The sequence below is a fragment of the Comamonas sp. GCA5 genome (assembly GCF_036541385.1).
Classification (GTDB): Bacteria; Pseudomonadota; Gammaproteobacteria; order Burkholderiales; family Burkholderiaceae_C; genus Comamonas; species Comamonas aquatica.
Genome location: NZ_JAZHFR010000071.1, coordinates 1 through 19563, shown reverse-complemented (window position 1 = coordinate 19563; position 19563 = coordinate 1). Strand labels below are relative to the sequence as shown.

Genomic DNA, 19563 nt, shown 5'->3' with positions numbered 1-19563 from the left:
AACCACCACTTGCCACAAAAGGCACTGGGGCATGAAGCCCCAGTCCAAGCACTCAAAAAATGGAAGATGAAAGCTCCTGATTTATTCGTCAAGAACGTGCGTAATCATCCGGGACCCGACACATAACCCTATAACAATCTAGAAGCTTGAAGTTATGAAAATTTTGACCGTTTTTGGTACCCGCCCAGAGGCCATTAAAATGGCCCCTGTCGTCAAAGTCCTGGCGGACAACCCTGCACTGGACGCCAAAGTCTGCGTGACTGCACAGCACCGCCAAATGTTGGATCAAGTGCTGGATATTTTTGGTATACGGCCAGACTTTGATTTGAACCTGATGAAGCCTGGACAAGATCTGTCCGATATCACCAGCAACGTCCTGCTGGGCATGCGCGATGTGTACAAGCAGTGGCAGCCTGACATTATCTTGGTGCATGGCGACACCACCACCACTATGGCCGCCAGCCTGTCAGCCTATTACGCCAAAATCAAGGTGGGCCATGTGGAGGCGGGCTTACGCACCCACAACAAATATGCGCCCTGGCCCGAAGAGATGAACCGTTGCCTGACCGGCGCCATCGCAGACATCCACTTTGCCCCCACACTGAAGGCGCAAGCTAATCTACTAGCAGAAGGTGTCGCGCCTCATACCATTCATGTCACGGGCAATACCGTGATTGATGCCTTGCTTGATGTCGTGCAGCGTGTGCGTACCGACACGGCCTTGCAGCAGCGCTTTTCCGAGCAATTTGGCTTTATCGACCCTAGCAAGCGCCTGATTCTTGTGACTGGCCATCGTCGTGAAAACTTTGGTCAAGGCTTCGAGAACATCTGCCATGCTCTGGCACAACTGGCACAGCGCAGCGATGTGCAGATCGTGTACCCAGTCCACTTAAATCCCCAAGTTCAGGAGCCAGTGCGCCGCATTCTGGGCAACGTGCCCAATGTGGTATTGATAGAGCCGCAAGACTATCTGCCCTTCGTGTATCTCATGGATCGCTGCACTTTGTTGATTACCGATTCTGGCGGTGTGCAGGAAGAGGCCCCATCTTTGGGTAAACCTGTATTGGTCATGCGTGACACCACAGAGCGCCCTGAAGCAGTGGATGCTGGCACAGTCAAGTTGGTTGGCACCAATACTGAAGCTATCGTTAAGAACGCGACTGAACTGCTGGATAGCTCTATTGCTTACCAAGCTATGGCTCGCGCCCACAATCCTTATGGCGACGGTCAAGCGGCATCACGCATTTCCAAGATGCTACAAGCTGCGATTTAAGTCGTTTTCTTTTTCACCATTTTTTGTATTTGGAAACTGTCAGTATGTTTGAAACCATCTCCATGATTGGCTTGGGTTATATCGGTCTGCCTACCGCCACTTTATTTGCATCGCGCAAGAAAAAAGTGATTGGTGTGGATGTCAGCCAGCATGCCGTGGATACCATTAATAAAGGGAAAATTCACATTATCGAGCCAGAATTGGACATTCTGGTTCATGCTGCTGTTACAGAAGGATTTTTGCGCGCAACGACTTCCCCGGAGCAGGCAGATGCATTTTTAATTGCGGTACCAACACCTTTTAAGGAAAATTTTCAACCGGACTTGAGCTATATTAAGGCCGCATCTAAAGCAATTGCTCCCGTTTTGCGAAAGGGTAATCTGGTTGTTCTGGAGTCCACTTCGCCGGTTGGTGCGACGGAGAAAATGGCTGAATGGCTTGCAGAGGTACGTCCTGATCTCTCGTTCCCCCAGCATGCGGGCGAAGATGCGGACGTGCAAGTGGCTTATTGTCCCGAGCGAGTACTGCCTGGGCAAGTGGTACGTGAGCTGGTAACTAACGATCGTGTTATTGGCGGCATGAGCCGCAAAGCCAGTGATATGGCTGTTACTTTGTATAAAACCTTTGTCCAGGGTGAATGCATTGTTACCAATGCTCGCACGGCCGAGATGTGCAAGCTTACTGAAAATAGTTTTCGGGATGTGAATATTGCATTTGCGAACGAGCTGTCAATGATTTGTGATCAGCAGCATATCAATGTTTGGGAGCTGATTGCACTGGCCAATCGCCACCCTCGCGTCAATATTCTGCAGCCAGGTGCAGGCGTTGGTGGGCACTGCATTGCCGTGGACCCATGGTTTATCGTTGCCAGTAACCCAGAACAAGCTCGTATTATTCGCACTGCCCGCGAGGTCAATGATAGTAAGCCGGAATGGGTGTTGGAAAAGGTGAAAGTGGCAATTGCGGATGTCCTCGCCCATAAGCCTGGCTATACCATGGCAGATATAAAAGTTGCATGTTTGGGGCTGGCCTTTAAACCAGATATTGATGATCTGCGTGAGAGTCCTGCTGTAGCTATTACCCAAGCAGTTGCGGCCTTGGGATGTCAGGTTCTAGCGGTAGAGCCAAACATTCATGAAATACCTCGAAAGCTTGCATTGCATAACCTGAAGCACGCAGAACTTGCTGATGCGTTGGGTACTGCAGATGTGATCTGCGTACTGGTAAAGCATGGCACCTTCATTAAAGAGCTAGAGGCTATTCGAAAACACGGTAGCGTAGTGGATGCAGTAGGAATCTGTAAAATTTAAATTTCAAAAATTATGCTGGCGATTTAATTAACAGAAATTTAATTTTCTGGAAAAAATTCATAAAGTTATCGAATTCTAAAGGTGAAAATAGTGAGTGAGTCTTTGGTGAGTAGGGCGCATAATGCATTTCGCAGTGCAGATTTTTCACAAGCACTTCAGCTATATCGCGAAGCGAATGAAAATTTTGGCCAAGATTTATTTTTGGCCAATATCGAAATTTGCAAGAGAAAATTTCACGAGAAGAAAGCTGCTTCAGCCGTGAAAGAGATTCGATCGACTGAGTATTTTGATCCTGAAAAGCGATTGAAGTTTGCGGATCGCCTGCGTGTTGCATTGATTGCGGATGAATTTACTACGAACAGCTTCTCGGATGAATTTATTGCAATTCCAATTGAGCCTGTAAACTGGAAGGAGAAGTTCGAGCAGTTTCAACCAGAATTATTCTTTTGTGAATCAGCTTGGGCTGGCCCAGATCCGAAACTGCGCCCATGGAAAGGGAAAATTTATGCTAGTAAGAATTTTCCCAAAGAAAACAGAACTGTTCTGCTAGAAATACTTTCATTTTGCAGAAAAAAAGGTATACCGACTATATTTTGAAACAAGGAGGATCCTACACATTTTACGGATCGTATTCACGATTTCGTGAAAACAGCAAAAGAGTTTGATTATGTGTTTACCACTGCGCTGGAATGTGTAGATGGGTATAAGCAAGAATATGGTGTGGCCAATGCTTTTGCACTGCCTTTTGCCACTAACCCGCGTCTTTTCAATCCTATGGTAGGGGAAGAACGTTCCTCGAGAGTGGTCTTTGCCGGAAGCTGGTATGCAAATCATATTCAGCGCAGCAAGGATATGGAGAGTATTCTTGATGGAATCAGGGCCGACGGTTATGAGCTAGAAATTTATGATCGCTTTCATGGTGACTCTGATCCTCTGCACATTTGGCCTACGCGTTATCAACCATTTTTGCACCCATCACAGCCGCATGAGCGCATGCCTGCCGTATATAAATCCAGTCGCTTCGGTCTGAATTTCAATACTGTCACCGCATCCTCTACCATGTTTGCACGTCGTGTGTTTGAGTTGATGTCCAGTAATACATTGGTTATCTCAAACTACGCACGTGGCACAGATGAAATGTTTGGCGATTTGATCGTTTATCCCGATAAAGATCCTGACCGATTGCGCTCGTTGAGTGATGCTGATATTGATCTACTACGTGATCGCGCATTGCATAAAGTGCTGGGCGAGCATACCTATCGTCATCGCTGGCTGAAAATTCTTGAAAATATGGGGTATTCACACGCGGCACGTGAATTCACTGTCACGGCAACCTGCCTTGTCAACAAGAAAGAAGAGGCATTGGAAGCCATTGCCTGGTTCCAGCAATATGGTCAACTTCAATCCGGTTCACGCTTGTTGCTAGTGGCGGGAGCACAAATGCCTGATCTTGAAGTCGCGGAACTGTATCGGCAATTTAATCGCTATGGCGTGAGTGTCACGTCCACCAGCCATGTGAAGCGCTACGCAATATTGGATCGCTACCAACCGATAGAAACGAGTCACTTCCTGGCTTTTCGCCCGAATAATCCGCCTCCTGCAGACTGGCTATCTCGAGCAGTTTTGCATTTGCAATATGCTGTCGATCACCCAATTACTCCGGCGACTGATGCTGCACAGCGCTACCGTATTGGTCGTGCGCAGACTGATGCTCCTTGGCTTGACTTGCGTGATCGCTTTGGGCAATGGTTGGAGCAGTCAGCGCAGCAATACCGCGATGCATATTTTGTTTGAGTTTTGTTATGAAAATTTCCGTCATCATTCCTAGTTTTAACGCGACAGACAAAATTGGTCGATGCTTTGCTTCTTTGCGTGCCATTAATATGGCTAGAGAAGACTACGAGGTTTTGTTTGTGGACGACTGCTCAACCGATGGAACGCATGAATTAACGCGGAAAGCATGCTTGACAGAGCCTAATTGGAGAGCACTGCGTCTGGAAAATAATAGTGGTTCACCTTCACGTCCTCGTAATTTTGGTATAGACGCTGCTAAAGGAAAATATCTATATTTTCTGGATTGTGACGATGAGTTGCTACCAGATGCGTTAACTCAGTTACTTGGATTGGCTCAGCGTACCAATGCCTGCATTATTCGATCCGAATTGCTTGCTGATAACGGCCGTGAGCGCAAACGTATGAACCAGATACCGGCGTGGAATGGCTCAAATACGGCGAATGAACGGCGTGAACTGATCATAACTCGTACTAGCACAGTTCCAACAAGCTTTGTCAAGCGTAGTTTATTGCAGTTGCATGGTATACGTTGGCCTGAGCATCTACGCATGGGAGAGGATTCGGTATTTCTCGCGGAGGTTCTGGTTAATGCTATGCATATTGAGTACCTGCCTGAGCCGACCTATATTTATTACAAAATCCCATCTCTAACGCCGGCAAGTACGCAGCGCTATGGAAAACGTGAGCTATTAGACCATGTACAGGTTTGGACTGCTGTTCAAGCCCTGCTGAAGCCTCTTGGTATTAACTATCTCGAAGGAAGGCTGGCTGTAGGGTTACGTGTCGCCTTAGAGTCTCTCATATTCCGTAATAAAGGAGACATCGATACCTCATGCCTCGAGGTTTTTCATGCTTTTGTTTGCAAAGAATGGGAAACCATCTCTAATGTGAAATGGAGGAAAAGACATTCAGATATTCTGCACGCTGCTAAGAATAACGATTATGAAGCTTTTCGAAGGCACTGTAGACCTCGCCTATTGATTGCAGGGCATGATTTGAAGTTCATTAGAGATGCGGTGCCTGAACTCGAAGAGTTTTTTGATATTCGTTTTGATGAGTGGAAAGGGCATGAAATTCATGATGAAAAGCATAGTCGGGCTATGTTGGAGTGGGCAGAGTATATTTGGTGTGAATGGTTATTGAAGAATGCGGAATGGTATGCGACGAACAAGAAGCCATACCAGCGATTAGTCGTGCGCATGCATCGAATGGAGTTGAGTCGCAGTCATGGAGAGTACATGAATATGGCAAATGTAGATGCCGTTATTGCTGTGTCTCCCCTGTTTTTTGAGCGATTACTTGAGAGATATCCAAATATACCTCGTCACAAAGCAAGAATGATTCCGAATTATGTGCGCTTTGATGAATATAAGACGGAATGGCATCCAGATCGACTCTATACCTTGGGGATGATTGGGATATTGCCATCGCGAAAAGGCCTTCGAAGAGCGTTAGAAATTTTGCATGCGCTGCATTCTACGGATAAGCGTTTTCGTCTAGAGGTCTTTGGTCGAAGACCTGAGGAATTGCCCTGGATTGCCCGTGATACCAAAGAGATGGATTATTTCCGCGAGTGTGAGCAATTTATTAAAAATAATGGATTGACTGAGGCTGTTAATTTTAATGGCCATGTAGATATTAAACAGGCTTTGGCTGACCGTCGCGTTGGCTATGTCCTCTCGATGAGCGATTCAGAGTTTGATTTTCCAGGTTTTGAGAGCTTCCATTTGGCTGTCGCAGATTCGTTTGCTGCTCATGGATTATCTGTTGTGCGCCGTTGGCCCGGCGCAGAATATCTTTGGGGTGAAAATTATCTTGTTAAAACAGAAGATGATGCTGTAGAGAAAATATTAAATTACTCAACAGAGGCTCTCAATTTTCGATCGGATGCACAAGAAGGTTTTTCAGAGATGAAAAGGCTTTATCCTCTTCAGGAATTTGAAAAATCTCTAATTGAACTGTATCGTGAATTGCTGTAATTTAATGTATCTCGGATTGTCGTGATGATAAAAAAAATTGTTATTTTCGGATCTTGTGTATCTCGTGATCCTTTTCATGAAACTGTTAGAGAATCCACTGGCTTAACGGTTGTTGATTATTTTGCTCGTACCTCATTTGCTTCTTTGTCTGGAAATTCAGTAGAAGCTGCTGATTTATCTAGAATTCAATCGCCTTTTCAAAGGAAAATGGTTGAAAGAGATTTCAATAAGAAATTTTTAGACTTTGATTTCAGTGAAGTAGATGCAGTAATATTTGATTTTATTGATGATCGATTTCCATTGCTGAAATTAGATTCTGGTGGTTGCTGTACTGAGTCTGAAGAATTTAAAAAAATTGAATTGCAATTAGATGCCAAAATTATTCAGCCATTCTCTGATGATTTTTTTGATCGATGGGTCTCTGGCTGGGGTAAGTTGAAGAGTGTGATGAAAGAGTTGGATGCGTTTGATAAAATTTTGGTCAATAAGGTTTTTCTTGCTGATGTAGATGATGCTGGATGTATTTTTCAGCAGAAGAAGTACATCTCAACCATGAATTCTTGGCTTTCTAGGGTTTATGAATTTTTGAGTAGTGAGCTTTCCGGAGATCATTTCATTAAGTACAATGCTGGCGATTTCGTTGCTCAGAGTAATCATAAATGGGGTCGATCACCGTTTCATTTTAATGACTTGGTTAATAATAATTTTATTTCCTGTGTTGAAGATTTTTGTGTATCTCGTCACTTAGATGATGATTAAATGAAATTTAACGATATTTTCGATTTTTAAAGTATGACGACTGAACGAAACTTTGATGGTTTAATAGTTTTTCGATTGTCGGTGCTGGTGATTTTTCTTGCTAGAATATTTTGAAGATAATTCATGAAAAGAAGTATTCGTCTCAAAGAGCATTCTTTAAATAGTTCAAGAACTATAACTCCGTCGGGAATTCAACTCGAGCAGTGCCCGAGTCTATTGGATAAGGGGTATGTTCTCAATACAGATGAAAATGGTTTTATAAAATCTGGAAATTTATTCGATCATGCGGATAGAACTACTATTATGCTTGGGGATTCTTTCGTGGAGAGTAGTTTCCTAGATGAGAAGAATAGATTTCCTTCTATCATTGAAAGACGTGATAGGGAATTTGGTTCAAAAAATTTTGGGCGCGTGCTCAATGCAGGTGTTTCTGGTAGTACTTCTCTAAATTTATTGAACTGTTTAATAAATAAAATTGTTCCTCTAAAACCATCAATAATTATTTTCGTATTACCTTCTAATGACTCATCTGTTCATCGGTTATCGACTACATATTGGAATGATAGCGAATACTACTCAAATATAATTCCAAGTTCTGGAAATGATGCTGTTGGTGGATTTGATGGCAATTTACAGAGGCCAGATTTCACAAGAATTGCGGAGGCAATACTAGAGATCTGTAATATATTTAATATCCAGTTGTTTTTTTCGACTTGTGCATATGCTGGGGTATACACAGGGGACTTTATTCCAAACAAATATAAGAGCAAGGCTTGGTTTGAGGAAAATATAAATGCGAGAAAATTGCTTAATGAAAAATTGAGAACTTTATCTATCATAAAAAAGGTTCCTTTGATCGATTTGGAAGTGAAAATATCCGGAGATAATTCATTGTTTTATGATGATCTTCATCTCAATGAAACTGGAAGCTTTAAAGTTGCTGAATTTTTCTTTGAAGAAACATTTAGAATATTGAGATAGGTAAGCATATTCTTTGTGATTTTCGAGTATTTGATTTAGAGCGTGGCTAAGTCTGAGATGTTGTTGATTTTAAGTCAATGTGTCTTTGGCTAATTCTATTCATTTCTTTTGGAAAATCTAATAATGTAGAGAATTTTCGATGTGATTAATAATTTTATGGAATCTTGGGTTATTAATGTTTTACACATTATTTTAAATAATGTCCAGTATATAAGTTCCTGAATCGGTATTTAAAAGTAAGGGATGCTTCACGGTATAAAACTATCCAGAGGGTTTTTTATTTTTCATTTTTAATGTAAAAGGCTGGTATTTTCCCTTGGCTGAAGAGGGAGAAGCCATCGCTATGTAAATCGACAAGGATGATATTTTGAGTGTGGATACACCCATTTGGCAGGCGCTGAAATCCAGGGCTACCGTTTGCGAGCAAACGCTGAATCTGCAACAGGCACTGGGCAGCCCTGGCCGGTTTGAGTGTTTGAGCTTGCAGGCACCTCATATTTTGCTGGATTGCTCGAAATCCTTGTGGGATGAGGCTGTGTTGAAGGCCTTGCTGCAATTGGCCAGGGAGGCCGGGTTGGTGCAGCGGCGCGATGCTTTGTATGCCGGGGCCGTGGTGAACGAAACCGAGCAGCGCCCGGCCTTGCATGTGCGTTTGCGCGCTCCTTTGGCGTCGCAGAGCTGCTCCGTGCCAGAGGACGAATGCCATGTGGGCCTGCACGCCATGCTTATATTGGCGCAGCAGTTGCGCGAACAGGCTCGTTTTACGGACGTGGTGCATATCGGTATTGGTGGCTCGGGCCTGGGGCCTGAGTTGCTGCTGCAGGCACTGCAACCCTGGTGTCAAGGCGGGCAGCGTGTGCATGTGGTGTCCAATATGGACGGCCATGATCTGCATCAGGCGCTTCAAGGGCTGGAGCCTGCGCGGACATTGTTCATCGTGGCTTCCAAGTCCTGGTCCACGGCCGAGACACAGCGCAATATGGCATCGGCAAAGGCCTGGGTGTGCGCGGCTGGCGACCTGCATTGGCCCGATCATTTTGTCGCAGTGTCTTCGCGCGAAGATATTGCCCGCCAGAATGGCTTTACGCATACGCTGCATATCCCGGAGGGGATTGGCGGGCGCTTTTCCATCTGGTCTGCCGTAGGACTGCCGGTGGCTCTGGCCGTTGGGCCGGCGGTTTTCGAGCGTTTGCTGGCTGGTGCAGCGGAGATGGATGCGCACTTTGCCCAGGCACCGCTGGAGCGCAATGCGCCGGTATGGCTGGGTTTGCTGGATGTGTGGTACGGCAGTTTTCTGCGTATGCCGGGGCGCTGCGTTGCGCCGTATCATCATGGTTTGCGCAGACTGCCGGCGTATCTGCAGCAGCTGGAGATGGAGAGCAATGGCAAGCAGGTGCGCGCAGATGGCACGCCTGTGGGCTATCCAACGACCGGCATGGTGTGGGGCGAGCCTGGCAGCAATGGCCAGCATGCGTTCTTTCAGTGGCTGCACCAGGGAACCCAGCGTATCCCGGTGGAATTTATTGCCGCGCGCACAGCCGCGCATGACTTGCCGGAGCACCAGCAGGCCCTGCTGGCCAATGCCCTCGCCCAGGCGCAGGCACTGATGCAGGGAAGCAAGGCCGGGTCGGGGCAGCTGCCCGGACATCAGGACTTTCCGGGCAATCGCCCCAGCACCTTCATGTTGCTGGATGCATTGACCCCCGAGTCGCTGGGTGCCTTGCTGGCCCTGCATGAGCATCGCGTATTTGTGGCAGGCACGGTATGGGGCGTCAACAGCTTTGACCAGTGGGGGGTGGAGCTGGGCAAGACTTGGCCAAGGACTTGCGCGTGCGCATGGATTCTCGTGATGTGAAGGGCTTGGATGCGTCTACGGCAGGACTTTTGCTGCATGTAGTTTCGGTTTTCGAATGAGTCATCCCAGATTGTCGGGTAAATTATTTATTCATAATAAATGTCAAAAAATAAAGATTTTAATATAGCATTAATATCTGACGAATTAACATATTCTGCACTGAAGGCAGAGGCTAATATTATAAATATAACTCCAATTAATTATTGGTGGGTATTAAATTTTTGTAGACCTGATTTTGTTTTTGTAGAGTCTGCATGGAAAGGCAGAAGAAACGCTTGGAAATATAAAATTGCGTCCTATCCAGATGTGCCGCAAAGAACAAACAAGGGATTAAAAAAAGTTGTTGATTGCGCAAAGAATCTTGGCATTCCATGCATTTTTTGGAACAAAGAAGATGGCGTTCATTTTGAACGGTTTATTGGCAGTGCGGCTTTGTTTGACACGGTTTTTACAGTGGATGAAAACTGTGTGCCTCGCTACCGTGAGGTTTTAGGCGAACAAGCAAAAATTAATGTGTTGCCTTTTCCGGTGCAGCCTGCCATTCATCACCCTGCAGCCCATTCCGATATCGTACATCCTAGTACATGCTTTGTGGGGAGCTATAGCCATCACATCCACGACCAGCGCAGGGCTTGGCAAGACATGATGTTTGCAGCGGCACAGCCCTATGGGCTGACGGTGTATGACAGAAACTCTGACCGAAAGTCGCAAAACTATCGCTACCCAGAGTGGCCGTGGATTGATGTGAAGGACAGTGTTTCCAACGAAAAAACAGCAGATATTTATAGAAAGTATTTGGTGCAATTCAATGTCAATACGGTCACTGATTCCCCCACCATGTATTCACGCCGTTTGGTGGAGGCCTTGGCTTGTGGATGTATTGTGGTGACCAATCCTGCATTGTCTGTAGATCGTTATTTCTCTGAATATTGTGAGATTGTTCATTCACGCGAAGAGTGCGACGACGTGTTAGCGCGTATTTTCAAAGGTGGTGGAAAGCATGAGCGTGAGCGCGCCCGCGCAGGGGCAGATTACGTTTTGCGTGAGTACACTTGGGAAAAAAGCTTGGCGCAGATAGCGCAGACGATTGGGCTTTGAAAAGCTGGCGCATAAAGCATGAAATCAAGGATTTGTGGATGCTGGTGGCGCTTCAGGTTGGATGCGCTGGATGCCTTGCTGCCGTATGGTGTGCGTTATTTGCCTGCTGGCCTTTTTGGGGCTTCGGCATTCATGGGTTGGGGCATGAAGCGCAGTGGGTGTATGGCGCAGCAATTGGGTAAGTATCTTTGTGTGCCTACGCTAAGGCTGGAGGACGGGTTTTTGCGCTCTTTTGGTACGGGGCAGAATTTTCCGCCGCTGGCCTTGGTACTGGACGATACGGGTATTTACTACGACTGCACCCGCCCAAGTGCGTTGGAGCTTCTACTGGCCAGCGATGCCGATGTACTGCAGCCAAGCGCTCAAACGGTGCGCCAGATTCGCATCCAGTTTCTGAAATCCGCGCTCAGCAAATACAACCATGCGCCTGATGCTCCGCCAGAGATGCTGCGCTCAGACGATGTGCAGCGCGTGTTGGTGGTGGACCAGACGGCCGGCGACATGAGCGTGGCCAAGGGCGGCGCGGATGCCGCGACGTTTGAAACCATGATGGCTGCTGCGCTGGCCGAGAACCCCGAAGCTACGGTTTACGTCAAAACCCATCCAGAGGTCAGTGCTGGGCGCAAGGGGGGCTATCTGACAGCCCTGCAGCCTAGTGCACGTGTGGTGGTGTTGCGAGAGGCGGTGAACCCGTTGTCATTGATCCGTCAGATGGACAAGGTCTATGTGGTCAGTTCCACCATGGGGTTCGAGGCTTTGCTGGCTGGCAAACCGGTAGCGTGTTTTGGGGTGCCTTGGTATGCCGGCTGGGGGGTGACGGATGATCGACAGCCAGATCACCCCGCAATGGCGCGTCGCTCCGCAGGCACTGGGCGGTGCCGGTCGGTGGATGAACTGTTTGCTGCAGGCTATCTGCACTACACACGCTATCTCAATCCTGAGACGCACCAGCGAGGAGCGATTGACGATGTGATGCGCTGGTTGGAGCGCCAGCGCAGTGTGAACCATCGTTTTGGTGGTCGCATGATCGTGGTGGGCTTTCGGCGCTGGAAGGCGGCGAATGTGCAGCCGATGCTGTCGCTGCGCCCTGGGGCCGTGCTGTTTGTGAAGAACACGCAAGAAGCTGCTGCTTTGCAGCCTCAAGGCCAGGACTGCCTGGTTTGCTGGGGGCGTGTGCCGCCGGCGGGCTCGAGAGTCTGGCGATGCAGTCTGGTGTGCGCCTGCTACGCATGGAAGATGGATTTGTGCGCTCCGTGGGGTTGGGATCGGATTTGATTCCACCACAGTCTTTCGTGTTGGATGCGCGTGGCATTTATTTTGATCCCAGCCAGCCATCCGAGTTGGAAGACATGCTCAACACCCGTGCATTGACGCAGCAGGACATAAGTCGTGCACAGGCGGTGCGGTCCTTCATCGTTGAGCATGGCATCACCAAGTACAACTTGGAGCCTTTGATGCCTGTGGATTGGCCTTGCGGCGGCAAGCCAGTGGTGCTGGTGCCGGGCCAGGTGGAAGACGATGCATCCATCCGGTTTGGTTGCGATGCTTCGGGGGTGTGCACCAACATGGGGTTGTTGCAGGCTGCGCGCAGGCAATTTCCGGACGCCTTTATTGTTTACAAACCGCATCCGGATGTGGCCAGCGGCAATCGTCGTGGAAAGATGGCTCTCCATGAGGCTTTGAATGTGGCGGACCATGTCGAAGTCCAAGCTTCGGTGGTCAGTTGCATTGAGGCCTGTGACGTGGTGGTCACCATGACATCGTTGACTGGTTTTGATGCCTTGTTGCGCGGCAAACGGGTGGTGGTGCACGGTCGACCTTTTTATGCCGGATGGGGGCTGACCGAGGACCAACTGGCAGTGCCACGACGACACAGATCACGCAATCTCGACGAGCTCGTGGCATGTGCCTTGCTTCACTATCCCTTGTACTGGGATCCGGTGCTCAAAGGCTATACCACTTGCGAAGCTGTTCTGGGTCAGCTGTTGGAGCAGCGCGATTCGCTGCGTGAAACAGGGCGATTGCAAACTTTGCGCATCGGCTATGTGCGACGCCAGTGGAGAAAAATCGGGTTTTTGGTTCGAAGTCTGCGGCGTACCCGATGACAGGTCTTTATACAAACCAGGCCTTGAAGCTACGTAAAATCCCGCATGCAAAAACGCGTTCGATGTTTTCAGCGCTTTACGTTGCATGGCTTTCAGATCTGGATGCCTGTCCAGCGCTTAACTTTATAAAACCCATTCCATGAATTTGCCGAGCTTTGCTGGTAAGCGCGTGCTTTTCTTGCAAGGACCCGTCGGACCATTTTTCTGGAACTTGGCCAAGGACCTGCAGCGCAAGGGGGCCGAAGTCTTCAAGTTCAATTTCAATGCCGGGGATTGGCTGTTTTATCCGCACGGCGCGAATGCATTTCGCGGCGACTTGGCGCAATGGCCTGACGTGTTGGAAGCCTTCATGCGCGAGCACCATATAGACGTGGTGCTGCTGTTTGGTGATTGCCGTCCGGTACATGCGTGTGTCAGAGGGCTGGCCCAGGAATTGGGTTGTGCGCTGGGTGTGTTCGAAGAGGGGTATTTGCGCCCAGATTACGTGACATTCGAACCCGTGGGTGTGAATGGGAACTCGGTCTTTGCCCAAAGCCTTGCCCCTTGGTTGGTGGAGCAGGCCATGCAGCCGCAGTCGACCTCAGGCAGTGCGGCGCAGCAACTGCCGGAGGCTGTAGCCACCAAGCCTGTGGGTAATACTTTCTGGCATGCCGCCATGTGGGGTATGGCCTATTTCTTTGCGGCATGGCTGGGCCAATGGTGGTGGAACAATGCCTTGCACCACCGGCGGATGACGGTGCTGGATGCGCCTTGGTGGTGGCTGTCCTTCGGCCGCAAAGCTTGGTTCAAGCTCAAGGAGCGAGGTGCTGAACAGCGTCTATGTCAGGAGCAGCGCGGGCAGTTCTTTCTGGTGCCGCTGCAGGTTTATAACGACGCGCAGATTACGGTGCACTCGGACTTCGATTCGGTGTGCAATTTCGCGGATTATGTAATGCGCTCTTTCGCCAAGGCCAGGGTGTCGGAGCAGTCCGATGGAATTCCGGCCGGTGGTGTTTCAATCAAGGACGCTATTTTGGTCTTCAAGCACCACCCTATGGACCGTGGCCATCGAAACTATGGCAAGGTCTTGCGCAGGTTGACGCAACGTTATGGATTACATGGCAAGGTGGTGTACATCCATGACCAGCACTTGCCGTCGTTGCTGAAAGCCACGCGCGGTGTCGTGGTCGTCAACAGCACAGTGGGTTTGTCGGCTTTGGGTCATGGTGCGCCCGTCAAGGTCTGTGGAACGGCCTTGTACGATATTCCAGGCCTGACCTTTCAAGGTCGGCTGCGTCAGTTCTGGCACTTTGCCGGCCAGGCAGTACCAGATGCGCAGGAGTTGCTGCGTTTCAAGCGCGCTTTGATTCGTCGCACCCAGCTCAATGGAAACTTTTACCGCAAGCTCCAGGATGTTCCATGGACATGTGGCGTCGCGCTGGATGGACAGATGGCCGAGCGCTTGTGGCCCAAGGAGGTGCCGGAAGCACGTCACCCGTTGCGGGCGCAAGAGGTCGCCAACGATCGAGTGTCTACGCAGACTCAAAGCGTCCACCACCCCAAGCTGCTGCGCGTAGAGCAATCGATTGCAACGTCAGTGCCCGTTGCACGCCAATCCGAGGTCTAGCGCGTGTCGATTGAGAAAAATGTCGCTGCCACACAACCAGTCTGCGCGCGATTGACCGTATTCGTCGGCGGGTTCGACCCTCGCGGTGCGCGCCACTACCACCAGTTGATGCGCCGTGAAGCGGATAAGCAGTCGCTGGTGGCTGATGTTACGTATGAGGTGGGCTCACGTTCGCGCTGGGCTCCCGGACTCACTGCAGATTTGCAGCATTCCATATGGACGATTTCTGCTGGTCAAGGAGCTGACAGCGATTACCTGTTTCTGGATTGGTCGGATTTGGTGCGCCGACACTGGCCTCAGCACACATGGCAGGTCATTGCGCAAGCTTGGCGCACTTATGTGTCCGTCTTCAAGGAGCGCGCCACACTGCCGCCAGTGCACAAAGAAACGCCTTATGTGCTGTGGACACTTGCCTATCCCCTGGTGTATATGCTGCTGTGCCTGTTGATGGCTTTGGCTGTGCTGCTGGTGGGGTCTGCTGTTCTTGCGGGGTGGCAGGGCTGGCTGCTTGGCTGTCTGGCTGCAGGTTTGGTATTGCTTGGGGGCTACAAGCTGGACCAGCTGCTGCATGTCAGCTGGCTATTGCGGATCCTGAACTTTAGCCGTGGGGCTGGACAACACCCGGTGGAGGGCCTGGATGAGCGATTGGCCACCACTGCGAATCTGGTCGCCGAGCAGTTGCAACAGGCGCGCTACCGCGAAGTGGTGGTGGTGGGTTTCAGCGTTGGGAGTGTGATAGCTGTGTCGTTTGTGAAGGCGCTGCGACACAGGCTGCAAGCACGGCCAGACGGGCTTCAGCGTGTGAATTTACTGACCTTGGGCAACTGCATCCCATTGTTCACGCTGATGCCTCAGGCGGATGATGTCTTGCGTCAGCAGTTGCTTGCGTTGGCGCAAGACCGTGATTTGTATTGGGTGGATATTTCGTCACCCAGTGACAGCGTGAGTTTTGGCATGTGCAATCTGGTGGCATTGAGCTTGCCCCAGGCGCAGCCTTCCGATTTGAAGCAGTGTGTCAATCCAAGGCACATGTGCTCTCCGCGGTTTCACAAGCTGTTCCACCCTTCCACATACCGTTGGCTGCGCCGTAACAAGATGCGCATGCATTTTCAGTACCTGATGGCTTCCGAGTTGCCTGGAGCCTATGACTATTTTGCGATGCTCACCTCCAAAGGCCTGTTGATGGAATTCATTTCGAAAAGATTGGTGCGATGAGTCGTTTTTGTCCTGCTTACCCCAAACCCCATCCTGAAAAAGCGTCCAAACTGCGGATGTTCTGGCACGCCCGGCGCTCTTGGATGGATGCGCTGTACGAGCGCAGCTACACCATGCAGATGGGGGAGGTGCACTTGCCGGGCGTGGATTTGTACATGCTTAATGACACTGAGCAGGTCAAGCGTGTGATGCAGACCGAGGCAGAGCATTTCCCCAAGAGCCGTCTGTTGCATGAGTCGCTGGAGCCGCTGCTGGGAGAGAGCATCTTCACCACGAATGGCGCGCAATGGCAGCGCCAGCGGACGATGATGAACCCTGCGTTTGAGCAGGCGCGCCTGCATGTCGCCTTTCCGCGCATGCTCGATGCAGCCACGGCGATGCTGGAGCGGCTCGATGCCCTGAAGGATGGCGAAGAGTACGACATCGAGGTGGAGATGACCCACGTCACGGCCGACATCATCTTTCGCACGATTTTTCAGAGCCCATGCAGGGGCCAGATGCACACCGCGTGTTCCACGCTTTTGCACGTTACCAGGCCTTGGCGCCCAAGCTGATGCTGCCCGCCTTGTTTGGCGTGCGCTGGGCTGCATTGCCTTGGCACCGCTGGCGCAGCCGCCAGGCCGCCAAGGAGATTCGCAGCTTGTTGCGCGCAATGGTGCTGCCCCGTTATGAGGCACATCAGCGCGGTGAAATTGACGATGAGCCCAAGGACATTCTGGCCGCTTTCATGATGGCCAAGGATCCGCAGACAGGGCAGCCTTTCGATTTCGACGAGCTGGTCAACCAGGTCGCCATGCTGTTCCTTGCTGGCCACGAAACGTCTGCCAGCGCGTTGACATGGTCTTGCTACCTCCTGGCCCAATCGCCCGAGGTGCAGCAGCGCGCCTTCGAGCAGATCCAGGAAGTGCTGGGCAATCGTGTACCGGCGCAAAGCGACATGAAGAGCCTGCCACTGGTCTGGAACATCTTTCGTGAGACTTTGAGGTTATTTCCCCCAGTGGGCTTTTTTGCACGCGAAAATGCGCAGGCATGCCCCATGCGTGGCAAGCAGGTCAAGGCAGGCAGTACCGTGGTGATTGCGCCCTGGTTGCTGCAACGCCATCGCAAGTGGTGGGTCAATCCCGATGACTTTGATCCTGACCGCTTTGACCAGGAATCCAGCAAGACCGCCATCAAGCACGCTTACATGCCGTTCAGCATGGGGCCCCGCGTGTGTCTGGGCGCCGCTTTCGCCTTGCAGGAGGCTGTGCTGATCTTGGCGTGTCTGATACGTCGTTTTGAGTTGCAGCCTGTGGATGGTCATGTGCCCCAGCCGGTCGGCCGGTTGACGATCCGTTCCGAAAACGGGGTGCGCCTGAAACTGCGCAAGCGTTGAGCGTGGATATGAATCTTTGATGAAAGCTGAGGAATGAAGGTTCTTTTGACAGGTGGAGCGGGCTACATCGGCAGCCACACAGCAGTGGAGCTCTTGAACAAGGGGCATGAGGTGGTCATTTTTGACAACTTCAGCAATAGCAGCCCAGTTTCAATACAGCGCGTTGAGCAGATCACCGGACGTAGCGTGCCGTTTGTACAAGGCGATGTGCGTGCGCAGCCCCTTCTTGAGCAGACTTTGCGCGAACATGCCATCGACAGCGTCGTGCACTTCGCAGGGAAGAAGGCGGTGGGTGAGTCGGTCGCCCAGCCCATCGATTACTTTGACAACAATGTGAATGGCACGCTGGTATTGATTCGTGCGATGGAAGCCGTTGGCGTCAAGCGCCTGGTTTTCAGTTCTTCTGCCACAGTCTATGGCGATCCTCAGTATCTCCCCTTGGATGAGCAGCACCCTTTGTCTGTGACCAACCCGTATGGCCGCAGCAAATTGATGGTGGAGGAAATTCTCTCCGATCTGTATGTGGCTGATTCCACATGGGCTTTGACGGTGCTGCGTTATTTCAACCCCATCGGAGCACACGACAGCGGTCTGATCGGGGAGGACCCCGCTGGCATTCCCAACAACTTGCTGCCTTTTGTTGCGCAGGTCGCTGTGGGCAAGCGGGCGTGCCTGAATGTGTTTGGCGATGACTACCCGACCGTGGATGGCTCCGGGGTGCGCGACTACATCCATGTCGTGGATTTGGCGCGTGGTCATGTCCAGGCATTGGAGCGGCAACTGCAGCAGGTGCAGCCTGAGCATCTGGTGGTCAACCTGGGGACAGGTCAAGGCTACAGCGTCTTGGAAGTTGTGCGCGCCTTCGAGCATGCGAGTGGGCGGCCGGTGCCCTATGTCGTGGTGCCACGCAGGCCTGGTGATGTAGCCAGTTGCTACGCGCAGACAGATAAAGCCCAGGCGGTGTTGAATTGGCGTGCGCAGTTCGATATTCACCGCATGTGTGCAGATGCCTGGCGCTGGCAAAGCCGTAACCCGGATGGCTACCAGACAGGGTGCTGAATGAAGGAGCGTTTGGCAGGCTTTGCCCTGATGTGTGCAATGGTGCCTTTGGCCATCCTGGGATATCTGGTGTTGTGGTGGGTGGGCTTGTGCGGTAGGACCGAGCGTGGGCGTGCAGGCGTGCGTGCGCTGGATCATTTTGTGAACGCCACCGTGTTCAACGGTTATGCATGGGAAAGCGTGTCTTCCCATGCCTGGCGTGAGCGCGAGCAGCGCTGGGCACGCACGGTGATCTGGATCACCGATCGCTTTCAGCAAGGACACTGTCAGCGCGCCAACAAGCGTGAGCAGCCCATCGTGGATCTGGTGCTTAAAAAGGGGCTGGAGAAGCAGACGATCCGATAAATGTCAGCCGATGGGCCGCGGTCAACCGTTTATGTCCATTCACTCTTTACACCCCTGGTGCCGCACTCTGGTGCGGCTTTTTTATCGAATCTGTCATCGGAGAGTGTGGCTTCAGGCCAGCACCCACCCCAACCCGGCTGCCAGGGCCACCACTGCCACAGGCGGCAGGCGCCACAGCAGCAGACCCAGGTAGAGCAGGGCCAGCACCACATCCAGCAGGCTGCCGATGGCGCTGGTGAGCACCGGGTGGTACCAGGTGGCGGCCAGGATGCCGACCACCACGGCATTGATGCCGGTGACGGCCTGGCGCATGCGCGGGCGTTGCCGCAACTGGGCCCACAGCGGCAGGGCGCCGGCCACCAGCAAGGTTGCGGGCAGGAAGATGGCCAGCAGCATCAGCAGGCCGCCCATCCAGGGTGACCACGCGGGCCCCAGCGGCAGCAGCGCACCCAGGTAGGCGGCCAGGGTGAACAGGGGGCCTGGCACGGCCTGGGCGGCCGCGTAGCCGGCGACAAAGCTGTCGGCCGCGACCCAGCCGTTGGGCACCACGGCCGTTTGCAGCAGTGGCAGCACCACATGGCCGCCGCCAAATACCAGCGCCCCGGCCTGGTAGAAGGCCGCAAACGCCTGCAAGGCGGTGTGTGGCCACAGGGCCGCAGCCACGGGCAAGGCGATCAGCAGCAGCGCAAACAGGTACAGCAGGGCATAGCCGGTGCGCCGCGCCCGGCTGGAGGTGGGCCAGGCGCTGGTGCCTGACGGGGGGCTCGGTGGGCGTGGCGCAAGGCAAGGCCGCGGCGGCGCCCAGGGCG

Annotated in this window: 15 protein-coding genes and 3 pseudogenes; 17 read left to right on the top strand and 1 reads right to left on the bottom strand. The window is 51.4% G+C overall.

Going from position 1 to position 19563, the window contains the following annotated elements; genetic code table 11:
• From SJH88_RS14740 to SJH88_RS14655, 17 genes and pseudogenes are all read left to right on the top strand, one after another.
• Positions 1 to 126, top strand: a pseudogene (locus tag SJH88_RS14740) (IS481 family transposase); the annotation flags it as partial.
• Positions 127 to 154: 28 nt separating this feature from the next.
• Positions 155 to 1273 (top strand): non-hydrolyzing UDP-N-acetylglucosamine 2-epimerase, encoded by a 1119-nt coding sequence (gene wecB / locus SJH88_RS14735; protein ID WP_274754913.1) that lies wholly within the window; start codon positions 155 to 157, stop codon positions 1271 to 1273.
• A 44-nt stretch (positions 1274 to 1317) separates the two neighbouring features.
• Positions 1318 to 2583 (top strand): UDP-N-acetyl-D-mannosamine dehydrogenase, encoded by a 1266-nt coding sequence (gene wecC / locus SJH88_RS14730; protein ID WP_274754912.1) that lies wholly within the window; start codon positions 1318 to 1320, stop codon positions 2581 to 2583.
• A gap of 90 nt (positions 2584 to 2673) precedes the next feature.
• Entirely contained in the window at positions 2674 to 3180 is a 507-nt protein-coding gene (locus SJH88_RS14725; RefSeq protein ID WP_274754911.1) for a hypothetical protein, read from the top strand.
• Between the two features lie 45 nt (positions 3181 to 3225).
• A complete protein-coding gene (locus SJH88_RS14720; RefSeq protein ID WP_274754910.1) occupies positions 3226 to 4377 on the top strand; it encodes a CgeB family protein in 1152 nt (383 codons plus the stop codon).
• A gap of 8 nt (positions 4378 to 4385) precedes the next feature.
• Complete coding sequence (locus SJH88_RS14715) at positions 4386 to 6356, top strand: glycosyltransferase (protein ID WP_274754909.1); 1971 nt, start codon at positions 4386 to 4388, stop codon at positions 6354 to 6356.
• A 24-nt stretch (positions 6357 to 6380) separates the two neighbouring features.
• Positions 6381 to 7115, top strand: a complete 735-nt coding sequence (locus SJH88_RS14710) for a DUF6270 domain-containing protein (RefSeq protein WP_274754908.1) — start codon at positions 6381 to 6383, stop codon at positions 7113 to 7115.
• A 123-nt stretch (positions 7116 to 7238) separates the two neighbouring features.
• Entirely contained in the window at positions 7239 to 8096 is an 858-nt protein-coding gene (locus tag SJH88_RS14705) for an SGNH/GDSL hydrolase family protein (protein ID WP_274754907.1), read from the top strand.
• A gap of 367 nt (positions 8097 to 8463) precedes the next feature.
• Positions 8464 to 10010, top strand: a pseudogene (gene pgi, locus SJH88_RS14700) (glucose-6-phosphate isomerase).
• A gap of 40 nt (positions 10011 to 10050) precedes the next feature.
• Positions 10051 to 11049: a CgeB family protein gene (locus SJH88_RS14695; protein WP_274754906.1), complete on the top strand. Its 999-nt coding sequence runs from the start codon at positions 10051 to 10053 to the stop codon at positions 11047 to 11049.
• Positions 11050 to 11067: 18 nt separating this feature from the next.
• Positions 11068 to 12324 carry a capsular polysaccharide export protein, LipB/KpsS family gene (locus tag SJH88_RS14690; protein WP_274754905.1) on the top strand — a complete coding sequence of 419 codons (1257 nt, stop codon included), beginning with the start codon at positions 11068 to 11070 and terminating at the stop codon, positions 12322 to 12324.
• Positions 12252 to 13154, top strand: coding sequence for a capsular polysaccharide export protein, LipB/KpsS family (locus tag SJH88_RS14685; RefSeq protein ID WP_274754904.1), 903 nt, complete (start codon positions 12252 to 12254; stop codon positions 13152 to 13154). The genes SJH88_RS14690 and SJH88_RS14685 overlap by 73 nt, the downstream gene beginning before the upstream one ends.
• A 139-nt stretch (positions 13155 to 13293) precedes the next feature.
• Complete coding sequence (locus SJH88_RS14680; protein WP_274754903.1) at positions 13294 to 14760, top strand: capsule biosynthesis protein; 1467 nt, start codon at positions 13294 to 13296, stop codon at positions 14758 to 14760.
• Positions 14761 to 14763: 3 nt separating this feature from the next.
• Complete coding sequence (locus SJH88_RS14675) at positions 14764 to 15975, top strand: hypothetical protein (RefSeq protein ID WP_274754902.1); 1212 nt, start codon at positions 14764 to 14766, stop codon at positions 15973 to 15975.
• A pseudogene (locus SJH88_RS19795) lies at positions 15972 to 17350 on the top strand (cytochrome P450). Before SJH88_RS14675 ends, SJH88_RS19795 begins: the two are co-directional and overlap by 4 nt.
• Positions 17351 to 17383: 33 nt before the next feature.
• Positions 17384 to 18409 carry a UDP-glucose 4-epimerase GalE gene (galE, locus tag SJH88_RS14660; RefSeq protein WP_274754899.1) on the top strand — a complete coding sequence of 342 codons (1026 nt, stop codon included), beginning with the start codon at positions 17384 to 17386 and terminating at the stop codon, positions 18407 to 18409.
• Positions 18410 to 18754 (top strand): hypothetical protein, encoded by a 345-nt coding sequence (locus SJH88_RS14655; protein WP_043383344.1) that lies wholly within the window; start codon positions 18410 to 18412, stop codon positions 18752 to 18754.
• A gap of 111 nt (positions 18755 to 18865) precedes the next feature.
• On the opposite strand, the gene SJH88_RS14650 is transcribed toward SJH88_RS14655, so the two are convergent.
• Positions 18866 to 19563: chromate transporter (locus SJH88_RS14650; RefSeq protein WP_274754898.1), on the bottom strand; the 698-nt coding region annotated here is incomplete at its 5' end.